The organism is Acidocella aminolytica 101 = DSM 11237 (assembly GCF_900129125.1).
Taxonomy (GTDB): Bacteria; Pseudomonadota; Alphaproteobacteria; order Acetobacterales; family Acetobacteraceae; genus Acidocella; species Acidocella aminolytica.
Map to the genome: position 1 here is coordinate 36,945 of NZ_FQVJ01000006.1, position 22,884 is coordinate 59,828.

At 62.3% G+C, this 22,884-nt stretch carries 22 protein-coding genes; 6 read left to right on the forward strand and 16 right to left on the reverse strand.

Annotation, left to right across the window (positions count from 1 at the left end):
* The first annotated feature begins 68 nt into the window (after positions 1-68).
* The 4 genes from BUB54_RS04835 to BUB54_RS04850 are packed head-to-tail and all read left to right on the forward strand — an operon-like array spanning position 69 to position 3,167.
* Positions 69-692, forward strand: coding sequence for a sigma-70 family RNA polymerase sigma factor (locus tag BUB54_RS04835; RefSeq protein WP_241869305.1), 624 nt, complete (start codon positions 69-71; stop codon positions 690-692).
* Positions 689-1,333 carry a ChrR family anti-sigma-E factor gene (locus BUB54_RS04840; protein WP_048877598.1) on the forward strand — a complete coding sequence of 215 codons (645 nt, stop codon included), beginning with the start codon at positions 689-691 and terminating at the stop codon, positions 1,331-1,333. The genes BUB54_RS04835 and BUB54_RS04840 overlap by 4 nt, the downstream gene beginning before the upstream one ends.
* Positions 1,330-2,358, forward strand: coding sequence for an SAM-dependent methyltransferase (locus BUB54_RS04845; RefSeq protein ID WP_048877599.1), 1,029 nt, complete (start codon positions 1,330-1,332; stop codon positions 2,356-2,358). The genes BUB54_RS04840 and BUB54_RS04845 overlap by 4 nt, the downstream gene beginning before the upstream one ends.
* Complete coding sequence (locus BUB54_RS04850; protein WP_048877600.1) at positions 2,355-3,167, forward strand: DUF1295 domain-containing protein; 813 nt, start codon at positions 2,355-2,357, stop codon at positions 3,165-3,167. The genes BUB54_RS04845 and BUB54_RS04850 overlap by 4 nt, the downstream gene beginning before the upstream one ends.
* Here BUB54_RS04850 and BUB54_RS04855 read toward each other — a convergent pair.
* From BUB54_RS04855 to BUB54_RS04865, 3 genes are read right to left on the reverse strand one after another with little or no spacing between them, the layout of a single operon-like run.
* Complete coding sequence (locus BUB54_RS04855; RefSeq protein ID WP_048877601.1) at positions 3,115-4,830, reverse strand: acetyl/propionyl/methylcrotonyl-CoA carboxylase subunit alpha; 1,716 nt, start codon at positions 4,828-4,830, stop codon at positions 3,115-3,117. The two genes, BUB54_RS04850 and BUB54_RS04855, sit on opposite strands and share 53 nt — an antisense overlap.
* Positions 4,827-6,437: a 5-oxoprolinase subunit B/C family protein gene (locus BUB54_RS04860; protein ID WP_048877602.1), complete on the reverse strand. Its 1,611-nt coding sequence runs from the start codon at positions 6,435-6,437 to the stop codon at positions 4,827-4,829. The genes BUB54_RS04855 and BUB54_RS04860 overlap by 4 nt, the downstream gene beginning before the upstream one ends.
* On the reverse strand, positions 6,438-7,205 hold the full coding sequence (locus BUB54_RS04865; protein WP_048877603.1) for a LamB/YcsF family protein: 768 nt from the start codon (positions 7,203-7,205) through the stop codon (positions 6,438-6,440).
* A gap of 154 nt (positions 7,206-7,359) precedes the next feature.
* Here BUB54_RS04865 and BUB54_RS04870 point away from each other — a divergent pair, with 154 nt between their 5' ends.
* Positions 7,360-8,307: an NAD(P)H-dependent flavin oxidoreductase gene (locus BUB54_RS04870; RefSeq protein WP_048877604.1), complete on the forward strand. Its 948-nt coding sequence runs from the start codon at positions 7,360-7,362 to the stop codon at positions 8,305-8,307.
* Here the strand turns inward: BUB54_RS04870 and BUB54_RS04875 are convergent.
* The 5 genes from BUB54_RS04875 to BUB54_RS04895 all read right to left on the reverse strand — a co-directional run bounded on the left by BUB54_RS04875 (position 8,304) and on the right by BUB54_RS04895 (position 13,675).
* Positions 8,304-8,906, reverse strand: coding sequence for a TetR/AcrR family transcriptional regulator (locus BUB54_RS04875; protein ID WP_048877638.1), 603 nt, complete (start codon positions 8,904-8,906; stop codon positions 8,304-8,306). The genes BUB54_RS04870 and BUB54_RS04875 overlap by 4 nt on opposite strands.
* Before the next feature lie 101 nt (positions 8,907-9,007).
* A complete protein-coding gene (locus BUB54_RS04880) occupies positions 9,008-10,093 on the reverse strand; it encodes a BMP family ABC transporter substrate-binding protein (RefSeq protein WP_052948291.1) in 1,086 nt (361 codons plus the stop codon).
* A 27-nt stretch (positions 10,094-10,120) separates the two neighbouring features.
* Positions 10,121-11,047 (reverse strand): ABC transporter permease, encoded by a 927-nt coding sequence (locus BUB54_RS04885; RefSeq protein WP_048877605.1) that lies wholly within the window; start codon positions 11,045-11,047, stop codon positions 10,121-10,123.
* A complete protein-coding gene (locus BUB54_RS04890; protein ID WP_048877606.1) occupies positions 11,044-12,120 on the reverse strand; it encodes an ABC transporter permease in 1,077 nt (358 codons plus the stop codon). Before BUB54_RS04890 ends, BUB54_RS04885 begins: the two co-directional genes overlap by 4 nt.
* On the reverse strand, positions 12,104-13,675 hold the full coding sequence (locus BUB54_RS04895; RefSeq protein ID WP_048877607.1) for an ABC transporter ATP-binding protein: 1,572 nt from the start codon (positions 13,673-13,675) through the stop codon (positions 12,104-12,106). The genes BUB54_RS04890 and BUB54_RS04895 overlap by 17 nt, the downstream gene beginning before the upstream one ends.
* A gap of 197 nt (positions 13,676-13,872) precedes the next feature.
* Between BUB54_RS04895 and BUB54_RS04900 the strand changes: the two genes are divergently transcribed.
* Positions 13,873-15,219 (forward strand): 8-oxoguanine deaminase, encoded by a 1,347-nt coding sequence (locus BUB54_RS04900; protein WP_048877608.1) that lies wholly within the window; start codon positions 13,873-13,875, stop codon positions 15,217-15,219.
* Here the strand turns inward: BUB54_RS04900 and BUB54_RS04905 are convergent.
* The 8 genes from BUB54_RS04905 to BUB54_RS04940 form a co-directional block, all read right to left on the reverse strand.
* Positions 15,216-15,692 (reverse strand): nucleoside deaminase, encoded by a 477-nt coding sequence (locus BUB54_RS04905; protein ID WP_048877609.1) that lies wholly within the window; start codon positions 15,690-15,692, stop codon positions 15,216-15,218. The two genes, BUB54_RS04900 and BUB54_RS04905, sit on opposite strands and share 4 nt — an antisense overlap.
* Entirely contained in the window at positions 15,679-16,599 is a 921-nt protein-coding gene (xdhC, locus tag BUB54_RS04910) for a xanthine dehydrogenase accessory protein XdhC (protein ID WP_048877610.1), read from the reverse strand. Before xdhC ends, BUB54_RS04905 begins: the two co-directional genes overlap by 14 nt.
* Positions 16,592-18,907, reverse strand: coding sequence for a xanthine dehydrogenase molybdopterin binding subunit (xdhB, locus tag BUB54_RS04915; RefSeq protein ID WP_048877611.1), 2,316 nt, complete (start codon positions 18,905-18,907; stop codon positions 16,592-16,594). Before xdhB ends, xdhC begins: the two co-directional genes overlap by 8 nt.
* The gene (gene xdhA, locus BUB54_RS04920) at positions 18,900-20,327 is read right to left on the reverse strand and encodes a xanthine dehydrogenase small subunit (protein WP_048877612.1); all 1,428 of its coding nucleotides are present in this window, start codon (positions 20,325-20,327) and stop codon (positions 18,900-18,902) included. The genes xdhB and xdhA overlap by 8 nt, the downstream gene beginning before the upstream one ends.
* Positions 20,328-20,491: 164 nt before the next feature.
* Positions 20,492-21,403 carry a polyprenyl synthetase family protein gene (locus tag BUB54_RS04925; protein ID WP_048877613.1) on the reverse strand — a complete coding sequence of 304 codons (912 nt, stop codon included), beginning with the start codon at positions 21,401-21,403 and terminating at the stop codon, positions 20,492-20,494.
* Positions 21,404-21,406: 3 nt separating this feature from the next.
* Positions 21,407-21,643: an exodeoxyribonuclease VII small subunit gene (locus tag BUB54_RS04930; RefSeq protein ID WP_048877614.1), complete on the reverse strand. Its 237-nt coding sequence runs from the start codon at positions 21,641-21,643 to the stop codon at positions 21,407-21,409.
* A gap of 30 nt (positions 21,644-21,673) precedes the next feature.
* Complete coding sequence (locus BUB54_RS04935; RefSeq protein ID WP_048877615.1) at positions 21,674-22,597, reverse strand: histone deacetylase family protein; 924 nt, start codon at positions 22,595-22,597, stop codon at positions 21,674-21,676.
* Positions 22,594-22,833, reverse strand: coding sequence for a sulfurtransferase TusA family protein (locus tag BUB54_RS04940; protein WP_048877640.1), 240 nt, complete (start codon positions 22,831-22,833; stop codon positions 22,594-22,596). Before BUB54_RS04940 ends, BUB54_RS04935 begins: the two co-directional genes overlap by 4 nt.
* Positions 22,834-22,884: the final 51 nt, after the last annotated feature.

The window sequence follows — 22,884 nt, forward strand, 5'->3', positions numbered from 1 at the left end:
ATTACGGGGGCTTGTCGCTTTTGGATCATCCAATGATCCACTTTCACTAATATCCCGTATAGTGTTCTGTGAATGCTTCTGATGCCCCCCTTCAGCGCCGCCCCAACGGCGCCCCGCGTGCCGCTCTGGTGAATGAGGCTGGTAGCCCACCGCCCGATGGGGCGATGCTGGCCGAGCTGCTCAGCCGCGTGGCCGCCACGCGGGACCGGCAGGCTTACGCGGTGCTGTTCAAGCACTTCGCCCCCCGGGTGAAGGCTTACCTGCGTCGCGCGGGCATGGAAGCTACTGCTGCCGAGGAGGTGGCGCAGGAGGTGATGCTTTCTCTCTGGCGCAAAGCAGAGAGTTTCGACGCCAGCCGCGCCGGTGCCTCAACCTGGGTGTTCGCCATCGCTCGCAACGCGCGCATTGACCATGCGCGACGGGTACGCGGCCTGCCCTCGGAACCTGAACCCGAAGCGGAGTCTTACCCCTCCGCTGAAGCCTTGACCTTAACAGCGGAACGCGCCTCGCTGGTACGTGGCGCGCTTTCAGCTCTTGGCCCTGACCAAAGACAGATCGTGCAACTCTTTTTCTTTTCCGACAAACCTCATTCCGCCATTGCAAGCGCGCTCGACCTGCCGCTGGGCACCGTGAAATCACGCATCCGGCTGGCCACAGCCAAGCTCCGCGCGATTTTGGGAGATGCGCCATGATCCGGCATCACCCCTCCGCCGAGACGCTATTGGCCCATGCGGCGGGGCAACTCCCTGCCGGACATGCGCTGGTGGTGGCGGCCCATGCCCAGGGCTGTCCGCACTGCCGAGCTGAACTAGCCCGACTGGAGGCGCTGGGCGGCGAATTGCTGGACAGCCTGACGCCAGAGGGAATGGCGCTGGATGCCTTTACTGCTACACTCGCCCGGCTAGATGAGCCACCGCATCCACGCCGCGTCCCGGCCAAGCCGCGCCAAGCGAATTTGCGTCTGCCGCACGGGATCAGCCTGCCCTCCGTGCTGGCCGGGGCTGAGATTAGCCGCTGGCTCTGGGTTGGACCCGGCGTCCGTTACAGCCGGGTACGCCTGCCCTGGGCACCGAACGATAACGTGATGTTGCTGAGCGTCGCGGCCAACCGACGGGTGATTGCCCACAGCCATGGCGGCAGCGAGTTCACCCAGGTTCTGCAAGGCAGTTTCAGCGATGAAACCGGCCATTACGGGGCTGGTGACATGGCCGAAGAAGATAATGACACCAATCATCAGCCTCGCGCGAATGACGATGGCTGCCTCTGCCTCGCCGCACTTGAGGGAGGATTGCGCCTGCCCTGGCTGACCCGCCTGACACGGAGATTTGCATGACATCTCTTGCCGCTCGCCTCTCCAGCCTAGCTGAACGCACCCCCTTGCCGGATGCGCTGATCGGCCTCGGGATCAATCATCTTGTTGGCCGCACCCGCCGCGCTCTGGATCAGTCCGATATGCGGCCCGGCTGCTTCTCTGATGCGATGGCGTCCCGCCCCATCGCAGAATACGCAAAGGCGGCCAACCGCCAGCATTATGAAATTCCTCCCGAATTTTTCGGGCTGACTCTGGGGCCGCGACGGAAATATTCTTGCTGCCTTTACCCCACCGGACAGGAAAGCCTTGAAAGAGCCGAACTGCACGCGTTGGAGGAAACAGCCGCCCATGCGGGGCTTCAGGATGGACAAGAGATTCTGGAGCTGGGCTGCGGCTGGGGTTCGCTGAGCCTGTTCATGGCCACGCGATTTCCGCAGTCTCGCGTCGTCGCCGTGTCCAATTCCGCACAGCAGCGGCATTATATTGAGAGCCAGATCCGGGGAATGGGGCTGAGCAACCTGCGGGTTATTACAGCTGATATGAACGACTTTACCATCGACCAGCAGTTTGATCGTGTGGTGTCGGTGGAGATGTTCGAGCACATGGCCAATTGGCGAGCTTTGCTGACGCGCGTGCGCGGCTGGCTGCGGCCGCAGGGGCGGCTATTCATTCATATCTTCGCGCATGAAAACCAGCCTTACCGCTTTGATCATGAGGATGAAGCTGACTGGATCGCGCAACATTTCTTTACCGGCGGCATTATGCCTAGCCACGGGTTGATTACCGAGTTTCCCGACCTGTTCACGCTGGAGCGGGACTGGCGCTGGAACGGCAAGCATTATGAACGAACGGCACGGGACTGGTTGCGCCGATACGATTCACGACTGAGTGAAATCCGCCCGATCCTGAAGGCTGTCTATGGCGCTGACGCACCGGTGTGGGAGCGACGCTGGCGGCTGTTTTTCCTGGCCACGGCGGGGCTATTTGGCCATGCGCGTGGCAAGCCCTGGGGGGTTAGCCATTACCTCTTGGCACCGGTGCTGTGATCATCTGCCTCTATGCCGGGCTTGCGGTGACGCTGGCCATGGTAGTGTCCTGGGTCGTGCAACGCGCCGCCAACAATGCAGGCTGGGTGGATGTTTTCTGGACTTTTTCAACCGGAGTGGCCCTGGCGGCCGTGGCGCTAGCCGCCCCCGGCGTACTGTGGCGACATATTTTGCTGGCGATTTTGGTGCTGATCTGGGCAGCGCGGCTGGGTGGGTATGTCGCCTTGCGGGTGGCGACCGGGCCTGAGGATACACGTTATATCCTGATGCGGGAATCCGCGGGGCGGAATTTTCAGAAGCAGATGGCTTGGCTAATTGCCGGGCAAGGGCCGGTTTCCGGGCTGTTGGCCATCAGTGTGTATCTTGCCGCCACCCAGCCTGACCCCGCTTTGCGGTGGACCGATATTGCCGGCGTGCTGATTCTGACCTCGGCAATGGTCGGAGAAGGACTGGCGGATGCACAGTTACGCGCCTGGCGGGCCCGGCCTGGACATCAGGGCGGCATTTGTGAGGACGGGCTGTGGGCCTTTTGCCGCCATCCGAATTATCTGTTCGAGGCGCTATTGTGGCTGGCTTTTCCTGTGATGGCGCTGAGCGCGGCGCCTGTGACGTGGCTCTCCTTCATCGCGCCGGTGATGATGTTTCTGGTTCTGCGGTTTCTGACAGGCGTGCCGCCGCTGGAAGCTGCGATGCTGGCCCGGCGCGGCGCAGCGTACCGAGCTTATCAGGCTCGTACCAGCGCGATGTGGCCGCGCTTTAAGCGAAACGTCCCAGAGCCGCCCCAGCCTCCAAAAACGCGCCCGTTTTAACGGCCTGCTGGAAACATCCGGCGCGAGGCGAGGTGATGCGGACTTCCATCTTCATTGCCTCCATCACTGCGAGCAGATCTCCCTCCTGAACTTCTGCGCCATCCTCGACTTTCCAGCCTTGAAGATGGCCTGCAACCGGGGCGTATAGAGTGGAATTGTCCTGGGTTGAGGGAGGCGTTGGCGCAGGCGCGGACTGGCCGAGCCTGTTGAGCAAAGCGCGCGGCAGCCCGATTTGATGGCGTCTGCCATCAATTTCCAGCGGCAAGCGGAGCAGCGTGTCATCTTCCAACAAAGCGGGCCGAGGTGCTGGTGTGAGCGCGGGCTGGAACTCTGTCTCGATCCAGCTTGTATAAACGCCAAACCCATTCTCGCCAGTGAAGGAAGGATGTTCCAGAACAGCGCGATGGAAGGGCAGCACGGTCGCTACACCTTCGATCGTGAACTCGGCCAAAGCCCGGCGGGCACGGCGAAGGGCCTCGGCGCGAGTGCTACCCGTAACAATTAGCTTGGCCGCCAAGGAATCGTACTGGCCTGGGATGAGGGAGCCGGTGACCACACCGCTATCCAGCCGCACGCCAGGACCAGAGGGAGGCTCAAACAGCGTGATCCGCCCCGGGGTGGGCAGGAAACCCTTAGCCGCATCCTCAGCGTTGATGCGGAATTCGATCGCGTGGCCCATCGCGGGTGGGGGATTAGGGATGGACAGTTTTAGCCCCTCGGCCACGCGGAATTGTTCGATGACCAGATCAATGCCGGTTGTTTGCTCGGTAACCGGATGTTCGACTTGCAGCCTGGTATTCACCTCGAGGAAAGAGAGCGTGCCATCCTGCCCGAGCAGAAATTCCACAGTGCCGGCACTGCTATAACCCGCCGCCTGGCAGATGCGTCGAGCGGCGTCTTCAATCTCGTCGCGCTGGGAGGGGGTAAGAAACGGAGCTGGTGCTTCTTCCACCAGCTTCTGATTACGGCGCTGCAAAGAGCAGTCGCGTGTGCCCAGCACCACCACATTCCCGTGCTTATCCGCGATGATCTGCACCTCGATGTGTCGGGGCTTGTCCAGGAAGCGTTCCAGGAAACATTCGCCGCGCCCGAAGGCGGCTTCGGCCTCGCGCACGGCAGAAGCGTATTGTTCCTCCACCTCCTCCAGCACGCGCACCACTTTTAGCCCGCGTCCACCGCCGCCGTGGGCTGCCTTGATCGCAAGCGGCAGGCCGTGCTGGCGGGCGAACGCCAGCGCTGATGCTGCGGAGTCCACCGGCCCATCACTCCCCGCTGCCAAGGGCGCGCCGACGGATTGGGCGATGTCGCGGGCCGAGATTTTATCTCCCAAAGCGGCAATCACCGCCGGGTCCGGGCCGATCCAGGTCAGGCCCTCCGCCTGCACCGCGCGGGCGAACACAGCGCGTTCAGATAGAAACCCATAGCCGGGATGCACCGCATCCGCCCCCGCCCGCTTGGCGATGGCCAGTAATTTGGGGATGTCGAGATAGGTTTCCGCCGCGCTGGTACCGTGCAGGGCATAGGCTTCATCCGCCAGGCGCACGAACAATGAATCTTCATCAGGGTCGGCATAGGCGGCCACGGCGCGCAGGCCGTAATCGTGGCAGGCGCGGATGATGCGCACGGCGATCTCGCCACGATTGGCGATCAGGACTGTTTTCATAGCGCTGCCTCCGGGTTTGGTCGCTCGGGAATGATCTCCGCGAAGGGGGCGATGGGACGGAAGAGGATTTTCGCCCCCACGGGGATCTGACCGGCAAGGTCGAGATGATGCGCTGCTACCGCGCCAATGACGGGGTAGCCGCCGGTCAGCGGATGGTCTGCCAGAAATAGCAGCGGCTTGCCGTTGGCCGGGACTTCCACCGCACCAGTGATCGTGGCTTCGCTGGGGAGTTCCTCGGTACGGCAGCGCGTCAGCACGGCTTCGCCATCCAACCGCAGGCCGACGCGGTTGGAATGCGGGGTGACGAGCCAGGCCGTGCTGGTGAAGGCTGCAAGCGCTTCTTGGGTGAACCAATCCGACCTGGGGCCGAATTGCAGGTCCAACATGACGGTCTCACCGGCTTTTGGATAGTCAAAGACGGGGACTTCATGCAGCGAAACCGGAGCGAGGTACGGGGTTGGCTGAACAGTAAGCGTGCCGCCCGCCTGCACGGGCGCGGGGCCAATATGAGCGAGCGTGTCCGTCGCAGCGCTACCCAAAACAGGCTCTACCAGAAACCCGCCTCGCACGGCGAGGTAGGAGCACACACCGCGCATGGGCGGTCCGAGTGTGACCTCGTCACCTGGCTCTAATGCGATGGGGGACAGAAAAGCAGGAGATATCCGCTGGCTCGCGGCGGTGCGGATGGTGATGCTGCAAGGTGCGCCCGCGAAGCCGATAACCGCCTGCCCGTTGGCACGGAAGCTGAACCCACCCCCGGTCAGTTCCAGGCATGGGATGGTCTGGGCATTACCCACCACCCTGTTGGCAGTTTTGAAGGCCCCGCGATCCAGCGCGCCGGAGGCCGAAACGCCCTGCCTTGTCTGCCCGAAACGCCCAAGATCCTGAAATAAGGCGGGCAAAGGGGCGCTGAGCACGGAGAAGGTTGTACTAGCCGAAGCTCCCGTCGTGGCCAGCTGGTTGACGGGCGGAGTCGTAAAAATCCGCGGCTTTGCTGTGGTGCACTCTAAAAAACGCACTTTATGGCCGGGCTGGAACAAGGCAGGCGGAGACCGTGTAAGGTCCCACATTTTCAGAGGCGTAGTGCCGATAATCTGCCACCCGCCCGGACTGGCTTGCGGATAAACGCCGGAAAATTCGCCAGCGAGCCCAACAGACCCGGCGGGAATATGGGTGCGCGGGGTTTTGCGGCGGGGCACATACAAAGCCGGATCCCCCCCGGTGAGATAGCCAAAGCCCGGCGCGAACCCGCAAAACGCAACGCGGTAGTCACTGGCAAGGTGGCGGGCGATGATCTCCCGCACGCTGAGCCCGGTAAGCGCGGCAACCTCGGGCAGATCCTCGCCATTATACACAACCGGCACTTCGATGATGACGTCGGACGGCGATGGGGGGGCTTGCAGATCACGCGCCACCACCGCGCCCGCCAACAGTGACGCGCTGGTGACGGCCGGATTATAAGCGATCATCAATGTGCGCGCGGCTGGAACAAGATCGGTCATGCCGGGCAGAGGATCGGCCTGTAAGGAGGCAAAGAGCGCTTGGCTCTGCGCCAAATCCGCCAACTCTACCAGAAAGCTTGATTCGTTAAGCGGCAGGACGCGCATTCAGCACTGCTTCAGGAAAGGCCGGATGGCAATGGCGTTTTCCTCAAACAGGCGGCTGAGAGTGCGCGCCATGGTCACCGCACCGGGACTGTCTCCATGCACGCAGATGGATTGGGCCACGATGGTGATTGAGGTGCCATCCACTGCTTTCATCTGGCCGGTGCGGACGAAATTCAGCATTCGCCAAGCCACCTCGTCCGCATCATGCAGTACCGCGCCCGGCATACGACGTGAAACCAGAGTACCGTCCGGCATGTAACTGCGATCTGCGAATACTTCAGCCACCACGCCCAGCCCTTCTGCCCGTGCGAGGTCAAGAACCTGCGTACCAGCCAGCCCCATCAGCATCAGGCCAGGGTCTATCAGCTTGATGGCTTTAATGACGGCGAGGGCTTGGCGTTCATCCTGGGCGATGCGGTTATAGAGGGCGCCGTGCGGCTTCACATACCCTACGCGGGTGCCCGCCGCCTTGGCGATGCCGCAGAGCGCGCCGATCTGGTAGATAACATCGGCGGCGAGATCCTCACTGGCGATATCCATATCGCGCCGGCCGAACCCAGCCAAGTCGGGGTAGGAGACATGGGCCCCTACCGTAACCCCTCGCGCCGCCGCCAAACGCATGGTTGCCAACAACCCCGCCGGGTCGCCCGCATGAAAGCCGCAAGCAATGTTAGCGCTGGAGACCAAGTCCAGCATCGCTGTATCATCGCCCATTTTCCAGGCGCCGAAACTCTCGCCGAGATCGCTGTTCAGGTCGATGCTGGTCATGGGTCCGGCGGTCCTCTCATAAGCAGGGCAAGGTGAGACTATGTATAAGCCATGTGAGGGGCCGGAAAACAGGCTTAGCCTCCCTCTTGCGCCGCGCGGCGCATTATGCGTCAATCATGCTTAACGGTATTAACCAAAACAACCGGAGGACCCCATGCCCCTGCCCGCCTTGCTGCAAGGTCGCCTGGCTTTGCCCGCCATCGGCGCGCCGATGTTCATTATCTCGCAGCCGGAGCTAGTGATTGCCCAGTGCAAAGCTGGAGTGGTGGGGGCGTTTCCCTCGCTCAATGCCCGCCCATCGGGGGTGCTGGAAGACTGGCTGATCCGTCTACGGCGGGAGCTAACTAATCAGGATGCGCCCTTCGCGGTGAATCTCATCGTGCATAAAACCAATCCGCGCCTGCAAGAGGATCTGGCGCTGTGCGTGAAGTATCACGTGCCAATTGTCATCACCTCGCTCGGCGCCAACCGGGAGGTGAACGAGGCCGTGCATGGATATGGCGGGTTTGTGCTGCATGATGTGATCAATGACGAATTCGCCCGCAAGGCGATTGCGCGCGGCGCGGATGGGCTGGTGGCCGTGGCGGCGGGTGCCGGGGGACATGCGGGCACGCTCTCGCCTTTCGCGCTGGTGCAGGAGATCCGGGCTTGGTTTGATGGCCCGCTGGCGCTTTCCGGCGCAATCGCCAATGGTCGTTCGATTGCCGCTGCGCGGGCAATGGGGGCAGATCTGGCGTATATCGGCTCCGCCTTTATCGCCACCGAGGAAGCCCATGCCGACCCAGCCTATAAACAGATGGTGGTGGAAAGTGCCGCAAAGGATATCATCTACTCCAACCTGTTTACCGGCGTGCATGGGAATTATCTGATCCCCAGCATCGCTGCGGCAGGGCTAGACCCGGCGGCATTGGGGGAAGCCGACCCCTCGAAAATGGAATGGAGCCAAGTGGTAAACGGCACCAAGGCATGGCGCGATATCTGGGGTGCGGGCCAGGGCATCGGCGCGGTGAAGGAGGTTCTGCCCACAGCACGGCTCGTGGCGCGGCTGAGCGCGGAATATAAAGCCGCGTTGGCCGGGCTGGCGGCGGAGACTTGCGGTTAAGGTTTGCTGGCGCCGCGCACCAAGGCGCGCATCATCTCCCGGCGCAGAGTCTCAAACCCTGGTGTATCCTCTTTCAATTTGCCGGTCATTTGCAGCGAGATCAGCCCGTGCAGACCGGCCCAGAATAGGTGCCCCAGAACGTGCGGGTCGGTCTCCAGCCCGCCTTCTGAGACCATGCGTTCAACATACAGCGTCAGGTTACTGCGCGCGCGGGTGAGAGCACGGGCGAAGTCAGGGTAACCCGCTGGGTCGGGCTGAGAGAGCGAGAAGATCAGCCGGTATGCGTCTGGGTTCTCAAACGCGAAAGCGACATAAGCATCACCTACCGCACGGGAAACCTCCCACGCATCGCCGGGGCCGCGAATGGCGGCTTCCAACGTATCCGAGAGTTTATCCAGCGCCGCTGTGCGGGCGGCGGCCAGAATGGCTTCCTTATTCGCAAAATAACGGTACAGGGCGGTCGCGGACCAGCCAAGATCGCGGGCGATGGAGTGCATGGAGACATTCTCTATGCCCATCTCCACGGCTTGATGTTCCGCCACGCGGACAATGCGATCACGCGTCTCAGCGACGCGTTCTTCTGTCAGAGCTTGCGGCATTCCATCTCCGGTAAGAATCGCTGCACAACTCTCGTTTCGCTCCGTGGAGTCCCGCGGTCAAGTTTTCCGGACGCCAACCCAATGGCCAGCGCCCAGATCTATCAGGAAAGCTTGCCGTCCACCCCGGCCACCAGCGTTTGCATGCTGGTCAGGGAATCGTCGCTCATGGTCTGACCGGCAGGCACAAAGATCTTACCGCTCTGGTCGGTGAGCGGGCCGGTGAAAATCTTGTTTTTGCCGGAGGCAATATCCGCCACAGTCTGCTTCGCGGTGACGGCCACGGCGTCCGGCATGTTGCGGTAAGGAGCCATGGCCAGCATGCCATCGGCAAAGCCGCCCCAAGTGTTGGTGCTGGTCCAGGTGCCGGCCAGGGCTTCCTTGATGCGTTTGATGTAATAGCCACCCCACTCATTCACATCGGCGGTGAGTTGGTCATGCGGGGCGAATTTGATCATGTCCGTCGCCTCGCCAAAGGCGGGGATATGGCGGCTAGCGGCCACCTGCAATGGAGCTGGGCTGTCCGTGTGCTGGGTAATAACATCGCAGCCCTGGTCGATGAGCGCCTTGGCGGCGTCGCCTTCCTTGCCGGGATCGTACCAGCTGTCGATCATGATGAATTTCAGACGCGCCTTGGGGTTCACACTCTGCATACCCAGCGTCACGGCATTCATGCCGCGCACCACCTCGGGGATGGGCACGGAGGCGACATAGCCGATCTTGCCGGTTTTGGACATGTGGCCAGCAATGACGCCCTGCACGTAACGGCCCTCATAATAGCGGATATCGTAAGTGGCGAGGTTTTTGGCGCGCTTATAGCCGGTGCAATGCTCGAACATCACATGCGGGTTTTTGGCGGCAACCTTCACCATGTAATTCATGTAGCCGAAGGACGTGCCGAAGATCAGCTTATGACCAGAGGAGGCCAAGCTCTCGAACACGGATTGACACTCCGGCGATTCCGGCACGTTCTCAACGTAAGAGGTCTCGATGGCCGTCCCCAGCGCCGCCTGGGCCTGTTTGCGGGCGATGTCGTGCTGGTAGGTCCAGCCGAAATCCCCCACCGGGCCGACATAAACAAAGCCGACCTTCAGCGGCGCATCGGCCCGCGCGGCGCGCATGATGCCGGGGGCAGCCAGCGCCGAGGCTCCCAGCATGGCCGTGAAGCCACGGCGTTTGAATGAAGACATGAAGTTGCTCCTTCCGGGTTGGAAAATTCAGGACACCGCGTGGAAATATTTGCCAAGGCAAGCGGGTTGGTTGAGGCGGATGCGCCGGGCATCACGCGAAATGAGCACCAGCACCACTACCGTGCCGACATAAGGCAGCAACGAGACCAGCGGCGAGGGAACGGCGATACCGAGCCCTTGGATGTAGAGGGAAAGAAAGGTGATGCCGCCAAACAGATAAGCCCCCACCAGCAGCCAGAGCGGCCGCCAAGCGGAGAACACCACCAGCGCCAGGGCGATCCAGCCCCGTCCGGCCGTGAGGTCCTGCGACCAGAGCGGGGAGTAGAACAGCGAGAGATAGGCGCCGCCAATGCCTGCCATCGCACCGCCAAAAGCCACGGCGGCATAGCGGATGCGCAGAACCGGGTACCCCATGGCGTGGGCGGCGTCGTGACTGTCTCCCACCGCGCGCAGGATCAGCCCGGCATGGGTCTTGTTCAGGAACCAGGCAATGAGCGCCAGCATCACGAAGGAGAAGTAGATCAGGATATTCTGATCGAACAACACATGGCCAATGAAGGGGATCTGCGACAGCAGCGGGACGGGAATGGCGTGCAGAACCGGAGCAGAAATGCCGACATAGCCCGCCCCCAGTAAAGCCGCGAAGCCCTTGCCAAAAATGGTGAGCGCCAGACCCGTGGCGACCTGATTGGCCAGAAAGCTGAGCGTGAGCAGCGCGAAGATCATCGCGATCAACATACCCGCCAGGGCGGCCGCCCCCACGCCCAGCAACGCGCTACCGGTTTGGTGCGCGGTGGCAAACCCGGCGATGGCCCCCACCAGCATCATGCCTTCCACGCCCAGATTCAGCACGCCGGATTTCTCCGCAACCAGTTCGCCCGAGGCGGCGATGAGCAACGGCGTGGAGGCCGCAACGACGGAAATGGCGAGGTTGGAGACGTAAGCGAGGTTCATGCGGCCTCCGGCGCAGATGGGCGGATACGACGGAAACGGTGCAGGATCAGCACATCAGCGCCCAGCAGGTAAAACAGCAGCACACCCTGAAAAATACCGGTGATGGCGTTGGGCATGTTGAGATTGATCTGCGCCGCGTCACCGCCAAGGTAAGAAAGCGCAAGCAGCAACCCAGCGAAGATCACCCCCACCGGATGCAGCCGCCCCAGAAACGCGACGATAACCGCCGAGAAGCCATAGCCCGGCGTGATGGTGGTTGTGAGCTGGCCGATGGGGCCCGTAACCTCGATAATGCCCGCCAGCCCTGAAAGCCCGCCTGAGACCAGTAGCGCGATCCAGGTGAGGCGCGCGTTGGAAAACCCCGCGAAGCGCGCGGCGCGCGGCGCTTGCCCCACCACGCGCAGCTGAAACCCCAGCACCGAACGCGCCAATATCTGCCACAGCACCAAAGCGAGCAAAGGAGCCAGCAGGCAGCCGAGATGGATGGAGGTGGTGCCGAAATCCGGCGTGGTAGCCCCTGCGCCGAACATGGCCGATTGCGGGAAACCGAACCCTTGAGGGTCCCGCCAGGGGCCGGTGACCAACCAGACCAGGATGAGCTGCGCGATATAAACCAGCATCAGTGAAGTCAGGATTTCGTTGGCGTTGAATCTGAGCTTCAAGAAGGCAACGATTCCGGCCCAAAACATGCCGCCCAGCACCCCCAGGCACAGCACCAGCGGATATTCCCACCAGAAGGCGCCGTTGGGCAGCGCCAGCGCCAGCCCCGCGCCTGCCAGAGCGCCCAGCGTGAATTGCCCGTCGCCACCGATGTTCCAGACGTTGGCGCGGTAACAAAGGGCCAACCCGGCGCCGATCATGATTAAGGGTGCGGCGCGCACCAGCAAGGAGGACAGGCCCGAGGCGGTGCTGATGGGCGTGATCAGGAAGGTTTCAATGCCCTGGACCGGCGGTTTGCCGAGCAAGGAGAAAATCGCCATCATGGTGATAATGGTCAGGATAACCGCCAGAACCGGTGAGCCGTAGGACCAGAAAAGCGAGCGTTCGCCGCGCGGCTCAAGCCGGTAGAGCATGTGCCAACTCCTCTTTGCCTGTATGCGTACCGCCCATCAGCAGACCGATTTTTTCAATGGTTGCGTCCTTCACATTCATGGCGTCCGACAGCCGCCCGGCCGCAATGACGGCGATGCGGTCGCACAGGAGCAAAATTTCGTCCAGGTCTTGAGAGATCAGCACAATGGCCGTGCCCGCCGCAGCAAGTTGCAAAAGCGCCTCATAAATTGCCGCCGCCGCCCCAGCATCCACCCCCCAGGTGGGCTGAGAGATGACAAGCACGCCAGGCTGTTGCAGCACCTCGCGTCCGACCAGGAATTTTTGCAGATTCCCACCCGAGAGCGACCGTGCCTCAGCCAGCGGGCCTGTGGTGCGGACATCGAAGGCATGGATCACCTTGGCGGCGAATTCGCGGGTGCGTTTGGCGTTAATGAGACCAAAGCGCCCCAGCGCGCCGCGCACATGGGCGGAGAGAAAGCCGTTTTCCGCCAGGGTCATCTGCCCCACTGCGCCATGGCCGTTGCGTTCCTCCGGCAGAAAGCAGCCGCCCCGACGGCGACGGGCGCGGGGGCGCTCCTGGCCTATCGCCGCGCCATCCAGCAGAATGTTCATGGGGGAGCCAGCGGGAATTTCACCGGAAAGCGCGTCCATCAATTCGCCCTGGCCATTGCCCGCAATGCCCGCGATGCCGAAAATCTCCCCGCCTTTCACGGTGAAGGAGATGTCTTTCAGATCCGTGCCGAATTGCTGATTGGAGCGGATGGTAAGCTTGTTCACCACCAGCCGGTCGCCCCCCAAGTGGATGGTTTTGTTGGAATAATCCTGCTGCTTGAGCTTGGCACTGATCATCATCTCCGCGAGGTCACGCGCGGTTTTCTCGGCAGGGTTACAATGCGCGACGACCTTGCCCAGGCGCATGATAGTGGCGCGTTCACAAAGGGTGCGGATCTCCTCCAGCTTATGGCTGATGTAAAGAATGGAACAGCCTTCATCGCGCAGCCGCCGCAAGGTGTCGAACAGCTTGCTCACCTCCTGCGGAGTCAGCACGGAGGTTGGCTCATCCATAATCAACAGCTTGGGGTTTTGCAGCAGGCAGCGGACGATTTCGATACGCTGACGCTCCCCGACCGAAAGGTCGTGCACCGCCTTATGCGGATCCAACGGCAGGCCGTAGCGGGTGGAAATCTCAGCGATGCGGGATTCTAGATTTTCCCGGTCCTTGGGGTCATTGAGGCCAAGCGCGATATTCTCCGACACCGTCAGCGCCTCAAACAGCGAGAAATGCTGGAAGACCATGCCAATACCAAGGGCACGCGCCTGCGCTGGGCTGGCAATGCTGACAGGCTGACCGTTCCAGATCATGCTGCCCGCGTCCGGCTTCATGACACCGTAGATGATTTTGACCAGCGTGCTTTTGCCCGCACCGTTCTCACCCAGCAGCGCGTGGATTTCACCCTTGCCGATGGTCAAATCCACATGATCGTTAGCGAGGCAGCCGGGAAATTGTTTGACAATCCCGCGCAAGACAAGAAGCGGCGGCCGTTCCAGAACAGTGTTATCCAGTTCAGAATCCATACACACTCCCAAGACCTGCCAAGATCCCCACGACAAGCATAATGCAATTTTCAGGCCAGCCTACACTCAAGCCAGCAAGAGCCGTCTGCCAATTAGTCTGCCCGCTGCTCTGCACAATCCGTAGCCAGAGCACGCCGCGGCTGCAATAGAATTGACATTCTCGGGGCAGTGAAAAATCTGGCTGCAAAGGAGATTACATGAATCTGTGGATCAAGGCGCCGCTAGCGGGAATGCCCGTTGGCGCGGAAGGCGGAATTGTGGTGGCGCACGGGCGCATTGCCGAGTTGGTGCCCGACGGCGGGCGGCCCAGCCTAGCGGTAGACGAGGTGTTCGAAGCGGGCGGACATGTGGTGTTGCCTGGCCTGATCAACACCCATCATCATTTTTACCAAACGCTCACCCGGGCATTTCCTGGGGCGGTAGACCGCAAACTATTTGACTGGCTGATAGAGCTCTATCCTGTCTGGGCGAAGATCACGCCCCGGCAATTCCGCGTCGCCTGCCGGTTGGCGATGGTGGAGCTGCTGCTCTCCGGCTGCACCACTGCAGCGGATCACCATTATTTGTTCCCGCCCGGGCTGGAGGATGCCATCGACATCCAGATGGAAGAAGCCGAACGGCTAGGGCTGCGGGTAGTGCTGTGCCGGGGATCAATGGACCTCTCTGTGGAGGAAGGCGGGTTGCCGCCCAAGCATGTCACGCAAAGTCTGGATGTGATTCTGGCGGATGGCGAACGGTTGGCCAAACGCTGGCACCAGAGCGGGCCCGGGGCGATGCGCCAGCTTGCCCTGGCGCCATGCTCGCCTTTCTCCGTAACCGGGGATTTGATGCGCGAAAGCGCCAAACAGGCGGAGGTGCTGGATCTACGACTGCATACCCATCTGGCCGAAACCGAGGATGAAAACGCCTTCTGTACGGAAACATTCGGGCTGCGGCCGCTGGATTATTTGGAGAATCTCGGCTGGGTGAATGACCGCGTGTGGTTTGCGCACGGTATCCACTTCAACAAGGACGAGATGCGTCGCATGGGCCGCGCCGGGTGCTGCGTAGCCCATTGCCCGAGCAGCAATATGATCCTGGGCTCAGGCATCTGCCCGGTGGGCGAATTGGAAGCGGCGGGGGTTGGCGTAGGGCTAGGCGTGGATGGCTCAGCGTCTAACGACGCATCCAACATGGCGCAGGAGGTGCGGCAGGCATTGTTCGTGGCGCGTGCAGGACGGGGGATTGAGGCGGCAACGCATCTGGACCCGATCCGTTGGGCAACGGAAGGCTCGGCGCGCTGCCTGGGGCGGGATGATCTTGGGCGGATTGAGATCGGCAAGGAGGCGGATTTGGCCTTCTTCCGACTGGATGAGCCACGCTTCTCCGGCGCAGGCAATCCTCTGGCAGCGCTGGTAACGTGCGGCGCGCATCAAGCGGACCGTGTGATGGTGGCTGGCAAATGGCGCGTGCTGAACGGCGCTATTCCAGGGCTGGATCTGGCGGAACTTGTGGCCGCACACCAGGATGCCGCGCGGGCTCTCCGGGAGAGCCTGACGGGTTAAACCCAAGCGCCTTCGTGCAAGGCGCGGGCCTCTTCCGCCAGCAGTGGCCCCACAACCTCCACCATACGCTGCCCTGCGGCAAAAACCGTGCGGCAAGGCAGATCGAGCGTAGGGTTTTCAGCATGGTTGCCCGTAATGGCTTTCAGGTCATGCTCGCTCATGCCGTACACGACACGACCAATACCGGACCAGTAAATGGCTCCGGCGCACATGGCGCAAGGTTCGGCGCTGGAATAGAGCGTGCAATCGGCCAAAAAGGCGCTGCCATATTTAATGGAGGCACGGCTGGCGAGAATCCGTTCAGCATGGCCTGTCATGTCATGATCCGGCAGAAAGCCGTTGCCTTGCTCCATGAGCACTGCACCATCCGGCCCGGCCAACGTGGCGCCGAACGGGTGGCAGCCGTCCGCCTGGGCGCGCTTGGCGACCTCGAAACTATGGCGCAGCAAGGTTTCGTCATCAGGCTGGGTCATGGGACTCCTTTGGTAGGCTGAGAAGTTGCGCGGCCACGGCAATGGCGATCACGGCAGGCTGTTTGCCTCCCACGCCCGGCAGACCGATAGGGCAAACGAAGCGTGATGCATCAATATTCTCCCCATGCAGACGCGCAAGGAACCGCGCCCGCTTGGTGACCGACCCGATCATGCCGACAAAACCGGCCGGACCGCGCAAGGCGGCGGTGGCTAGGCGGTAATCCAGCGCGTGGTCGTGGGTGAGGATCAGCACGGCGGCAGCGGACGAGGCACTGGCCAGAACATCCTCCATGGCCTCGGCCGAGCAACAGACCAGGCCAGGCAAGACTTGCAGGTCAGGGCGCGTATCAAACCAGCCCAGTGAGAGCGGCAGCCCCGCGCAGGCACGCGCGATGGCTTGGCCCACATGGCCAGCACCAAACAGCAGCACCGGGCGGCTGGGGGCGGAAAGCGGTTCGATAATTTGCGTGCCCACCCCCGGCTTTTCTCCACGCGCGGGCAAAATGCTCGCGGCAAGGCGACCACCATAGGTGCGGTGGACGGCGCCCATGGTAAGTTCAGAGACAAGTGTTTCACCCGGCGCCACGTCCAGAAAACCACAGGCGGCGGGGCTGAGATGCTCAACGAGGAGCCGCACCCGTCCGCCACAGCATTGGCCGAGCAGCGGCCCGAGCGGGTAGTCCTGCACCGCCCAGCTGCCGGGAGCCTGAGCCAGCGCCGCACGGGCCTGGGAGATGGCGGTGAATTCCAGATTGCCGCCGCCGATGGTGCCTTGCACGGTCTTTGCCGTGACGAGCATTTTGGTGCCCGCGCCACGCGGCGCTGAACCCTCGGTCGCCAGCACACTCACCAGTGCCACGGGGCCATGGGGAAGCAAGGCGCGCAACGCAGCCAGCCACTCAGCCATGGCGAGATTTCAGCCCATTGATGGCGGCCAGAATCCGCTCCGGCGTGGCGGGGGCGTCTAATGCGGGAAAGCCAGCCTCCGGAACAGCGGCGGCAACCGCCTGGGTGAGCGCGCAGAATACCGCATTGGCCAGCATGAAAGGCGGCTCCCCCACGGCTTTGGAGCGGTGGATAGTGGGCTCCATATTCCGCCCCTGAGCCCAGAGCGCGATGTTCATGCGCGCCGGGCGGTCTGACGCGGTGGGGATTTTATAGGTGGAGGGGGCATGGGTAAGCAGACGGCCTGATTCATCGAACACCAGTTCCTCAGTAGTGAGCCAGCCCATGCCTTGAATGAAGCCGCCTTCTATCTGGCCGAGATCAATCGCGGGGTTCAGGGATTTACCAACATCGTGCAGAATATCTACCGCCAGCACCTTATGCTCGCCGGTGAGTGTGTCCACGGCCACTTCCGCCACCGCTGCGCCGTAAGCAAAGTAATAGAAAGGCCGCCCGGTATGGGTCTTGCGGTCGTAATGGATATCCGGCGTGGCATAGAAGCCGGTGGAGGAAAGCGAGACGCGGTTGAGGTAAGCCAGTTGGCAGAGCTGACCAAAGCTGATCAGTTCCACCCCGGCCTGCACGCCAGCCGGGGTGAAGCGCACCTGTGCCTCCGTTACACCAAAATGCCTGGCCGCAAACGCCACGAGGCGTTGCCTGATGGTGTCAGCCGCATTGAAGGCGGCCATACCGTTAAGGTCCGTACCGGAGGACGCCGCCGTGGCGGAGGTGTTAGGCACCTTGTCCGTCCGGGTTGAGGAAATGCGCACGGTCTCGACCGGCACGGCGAAGACGTCCGCCACCACCTGCGCTACTTTGATCATGAGTCCCTGACCCATCTCTGTACCGCCATGGTTCAGCAGGATGGAGCCGTCCGTATAAAGATTCACCAACGCTCCCCCCTGGTTGAGATGGGTGGTGGTGAAGCTGATGCCGAATTTCACGGGGGTCAGGGACATGCCTTTTTTGATGATGCGGTGGGTTTTGTTCCAATCTGCCACCGCCGCGCGGCGGGCAGCGTAATCACTGCGCTCCACCAACTCCTCGATGATCTCCGGCGCGATATTATCGGTCACCTGCATCGCGTAGGGTGTCATGTCCCGCCCTGGACCATAAAGATTGCGCTGGCGGACGAGGAGTGGGTCCAGACCCAGATCATGCGCGATATGGTCCATCACGCGCTCGGCCACGATCATGCCTTGTGGCCCGCCAAATCCGCGGAAGGCGGTGGCGGAGACCGTGTTGGTCTTGGCGCGGTGCGAGTGGATGTTCACCGACGGGTAGAAATAGCAATTATCGGCATGAAACATAGCGCGATCATTGATCGAGTAGGACAAATCCGCCGTGCAACCGCACCGTGAGGCGAGCGTGATGGAAATGGCCTGGACCTTTCCGGTTTCGTCAAACCCCACCTCGTAAACGGCTGTGAATTCATGCCGCTTGCCGGTGATCACCATGTCGTCGTCGCGGTCGGCCCGGATTTTCACCTGTTGACCGGTCCGCACAGCGGCCAGGGAAGCGGCGGTGGCGAACAGCGAGGCTTGTGTCTCCTTGCCGCCAAACCCGCCGCCCATCCGGCGGACCTCGACCGTGACCTCGGCATCGGCAAGCCCCAGCACGCGGGCGACGATATGCTGCACCTCGCTGGGGTGCTGGGTGGAAGAGAGCACATGCACCTGGCCTTCCTCCTGCGGGGTGGCGATGGCGATTTGGCCTTCCAGGTAAAAATGATCCTGCCCGCCAATCTCCAGCCTGCCTTTCACCAGGCGCGGGGCAGCAGCCAGATCCGCCGTCACATCGCCACGCCCCATGGTCTGGACAGGCTCGATCACCGACTCCGCTGCCAGCGCGTCCTCGATGGACAGCAAGGGCGGCAGTTTTTCATAATCAATCCGGCCCAGCTTTGCGGCGCGGCGTGCAGCCTGATAGCTTGTTGCCACCACCAGAAACACCGCCTGGCCGTGATAAATGACTTCACCTTCGGCAAAAAGGCGGTCATCCCCTGCGAAGGGACTGACATCGTTCCGGCCGGGAATGTCCGCAGCGGAAAACACCGCCACCACGCCGGGGGCAGCGCGTACCGCCGAAAGGTCCAGGCTGAGGATTTTCGCGTGCGCTTCATTGGACAAGCCAAACGCGCCATGCAGCATCCCGGCTGCCTCCGGCATATCGTCCGTGTAAAGCGCTCTGCCCGCCACATGGGCGCGGGCAGAGTCATGCGGTAAGGGGCGCGAGACGGCGTTGAGCGTCTGAATATCGTGGTCAGCCATGAGCCAGCTCCAGCACGCTCATCACCTCACCCTGCTGCTCAGCCCAGACCCGGCGCAGCAGATTACCTGCCACCGCCAGACGATAAGCGCTACTGCCGCGCACATCTGTCAGCGGCGCGAAGTCTTCGGCAAGCAGCGCCGCCGCTTGGTCTAAGGCCGCCTCGTTGAAAGCGGCGCCGGTTAAAGCCGCCTCCGCTGCACGGGCACGTTTGGGGGTGGCCGCCATGCCGCCAAATGCGATGCGGGCCACCCTGATATGCCCGGCCTCAACTTGTAGATTGATGGCGCCGCAAACGGCGGAGATATCGCTGTCAAAGCGTTTGGACAGTTTGCTGATCGCGATAAGGGCGGTTTCACGCGGCCGGGGAATGAAGATGGATTCAACAAACTCTCCGGGTTGGCGGTCCTGTTTTCCGTAAGCGATGAAGAAATCCTCCAGCGCCATTTGGCGCCGGTTGCCACCTTGCCGCAGCGTCAGCGCTGCTTCCAACGCGATGAGCGCGGGCGGTGTGTCACCGATTGGCGATCCATTGGCGATATTGCCGCCGAGGGTGCCAGTATTGCGCACCTGCGCGCCGCCAATCCGTCGGACCAATTCGCCCAGCGCAGGATGCAGGTTGGTAAGGACCGCTTGTGCTTCCGTATAACGCACACAGGCGCCCAGCCGCACGCCTTCCGGCGTTTCTTCAATGAGACGCAGATCCGGGATGTCGCCAATGAAAATGAGGTCATCCAGAACGCGCTGCTGCTTGGTGACCCAGAGGCCGACATCCGTGGCACCGGCCACAAGCCGGGCCTGCGGGTGACGCGTGTAAAGGACCGCCAGTTCATCCGCGCTGCGGGGGATGAAGGCGCGGCGCTCACGCCCCTCTAGTCCGTCCTGGAACTGCAATTCGGTGCTTGGCGCCTGCAAGGCCCGTAAGGCCGCCACGGTTGCTGAATCATCCCGCGGGGTGCGGCCTACCGCCTCGCCCGCCGCCAGAATTGGCCCATAGCCAGTGCAGCGGCAGAGATTGCCGGCGAGGATATCAGCCACGCTCTGCTCTGCTCCCAGTGCACCAATGGCGCGGCCGTAAAGAGACATGACAATGCCTGGCGTGCAGAACCCGCACTGTGAGCCATGATGCGCGACCATCTGCTGTTGCACGGGGTGGCCACCACCCAGACTTTCCACGGTCAACAGCGCCTTGCCATCCAGCATTGGCAAGAAAAGAATGCAGCTATTCACGGCGCGCCAGAGGATTTCATCGCCTTGTAGTTCGCCCAGAAGCACGGTGCAGGCGCCGCAATCGCCCTCCGCGCAGCCTTCCTTAGTGCCGGTGCGGCGCAGGCGCATGCGCAGCATTTCCAAAACCGTGCCGGTGGGGTCCACCTCATCCAGCGCGATCACCTCGCCATCCAGCAGGAACCGCACGCTCATCGGCGTATCTCCCCTCTTTGTCCCAACGGGCAGAATGTTCACCCCCGCATTCCGGCCTGTCAACCACGCGAACGGCGCCGTCAAATGCAAATGGGCAGAGCATGAAACCGCTCTGCCCATTCAGAAATCCAAGCCTGCACGCTTTTTAGGCGCGCTGTATGAAGTCAGCTCTTGCGGGTCACCGTGAAACGGGCCAGCGCACGTAGCAGGTCGGCACGTTCACCGAAGCTATCCAGATGCGCGCAAGCCTGCTCCGCCAGCGTTTCAGCCTGGGAGCGCGCGCGGTCCAACCCCAAAATCCGCACCATGGTCGCTTTCCCGGCGGCAGCGTCTTTACCGGCTGTCTTACCCATCTCCTCGGCGGAGGCGGTTTCGTCCAGCACGTCGTCATAAATCTGGAAGGCCGCGCCGAGGTCCCGCCCGTAGGCCATGATGGCGTGGCGCTGCGCGGCGGGCGCGCGGCCGAGAATCGCTCCAGCCTCAGCCGCGTACTGGATCAGGCGGCCGGTTTTCAGGGCTTGCAGACGGGTGATCTCGGCGCCAGTGAGATCTTTGCCTTCGGATTCCATGTCGATCATCTGCCCGCCGACCATGCCGCGCATCCCCGCCGCCAGCGCCAACGCCAGAACCAGCTCGATCCGGGCCTCAGAGTCGGCATGGGTGTCTTCCTCGGCCAGCACCTCAAAGGCACGGGTCTGCAAGGCATCACCGGCCAGAATGGCGGTGGCTTCGTCGAATTTCTTGTGGCAGCTCGGCTGACCACGACGCAGATCGTCGTCATCCATCGCCGGGAGGTCATCATGCACCAGCGAATAAGCGTGCAGCATCTCCACGGAGGCACCTACGCGTGCGGCGCAGGTGCGGTTGACGGAAAAAAGCTTAGCCACTTCCATCACCAGAAAGGCGCGCAAGCGCTTACCGCCATTCAGCACAGCATAGCGCATTGCTTCGATGAGCCGAACCTCGGCGGTTTCGGGCACCGGCAGCAGCGCGTCGAGTTGCGCCTCCACCAGGCGGGCAGTTTCGGCCATCGCCTCGGCCAGAGCATCCGGCTTGCGCACCGTATCAAGCGCCATGTCTTATTCTCCGTCCTTCAAGGCGAGCGACCCATCCGCCCGCGCCACGATTGCCTGCACCCGCGCCTCGGCCTGGGCCAGCTTTTCCTCGCAGTGCTTCTTCAGCGCCGCGCCACGCTCATAGGCGGTGATCGCGTCCTCCAGCTTTTGCTGGCCGGATTCCAGCCCACGCACAATGGCCTCAAGAGCTGCCAGCGCCTCCTCAAAGGACAGGGCGGCAATATCGGAATTATCTGTCATGCTTGCTCCCGTACCCAAGCCGCGCGTGAATCACAACCGCATCAGCGTCCGCACATGCGCCGCGCAGCTCTGTGCCAGCGCGTTGAGATCATACCCCCCTTCCAGCAGCGAGACGACCCGCCCCGGGCAGCTTTGATCCGCCACGGCCAGCAACTCCCGCGTGGCCCAGACGAAGTCTGGCTCGCGCAGGCGCATCTGCGCCATTGGGTCGGCGGCGTGGGCATCGAACCCGGCGGAAATAATCAACAACTCCGGCTCAAAGGCGGCCAGACGCGGCAGCAGCGCCATGGCCCAAGCTTCGCGGAAAGCCTCACTCCCGGTGCCAGGCGGCAAGGGTACGTTGACGATATTCCCCACCCCGGCCTCGGTTTGCGCGCCGGAGCCCGGGTAGCAGGGGAATTGGTGGGAAGATGCATACATAACCCCCGCATCCGCCGCGAAAATATTCTGAGTGCCGTTGCCGTGATGCACATCGAAATCCACGATGGCGACGCGCTTCAGTCCCCAGCGGCGTTGCGCCTGCCGAGCCGCCACCGCTGCGTTGTTGAAAAAGCAGAAGCCCATGGCGCGGTCTGTTTCCGCGTGGTGACCGGGTGGGCGCATGGCGACAAAAGCCGCCTGCGCCCAGCCTTCCATCACCGCATCCACCGCCGCCGCGGCCCCGCCCGCTGCGTGCAAGGCAGCGTCCAGCGTGCCGGGGCCAAAGACGGTGTCGCCATCTATGGTCGTGACCTGGTCACGCGGCAGGGCCAGGATGGCATCGACATAATCCGGGTCATGCGCGGCCTTGAGCTGCTCGAGCGTTGCCTTGGGCGCCAACTCGCGCAGGAGTGGGGTGAATTCAGGCGCCTCCAACACGCGCAGCACGTGGCGCAGCCGCTCCGCGCATTCCGGGTGGTCATACCCGGTATCATGCCCCAGGGCCGCCGGGTGGGTGAACAGCGCAATGCTCACGCGTCTTCCTCCCGCAGGCATTTCAGAGAGAAGCTGAACACGCCCTTGATCTCGCTCGCGGCAATGAGCGCGTGACCTGTGTTTTTGCAGAACTCCCGTATATCCGCCACGGCGGCGGGGTCCGTGGCCAGCAGGCGCAGTTTCTCGCCCACCGCCATGAAGCGCAGGGCACGCGCCGCCCGCAGCACGGGGATCGGCGATTTTTGATATTGTGCATCGATCAGACGTTCACCCATGACCGAAACATGCGCCTTCATGTGGGCTTGAGCAAGACAGTGTTTCGGCTC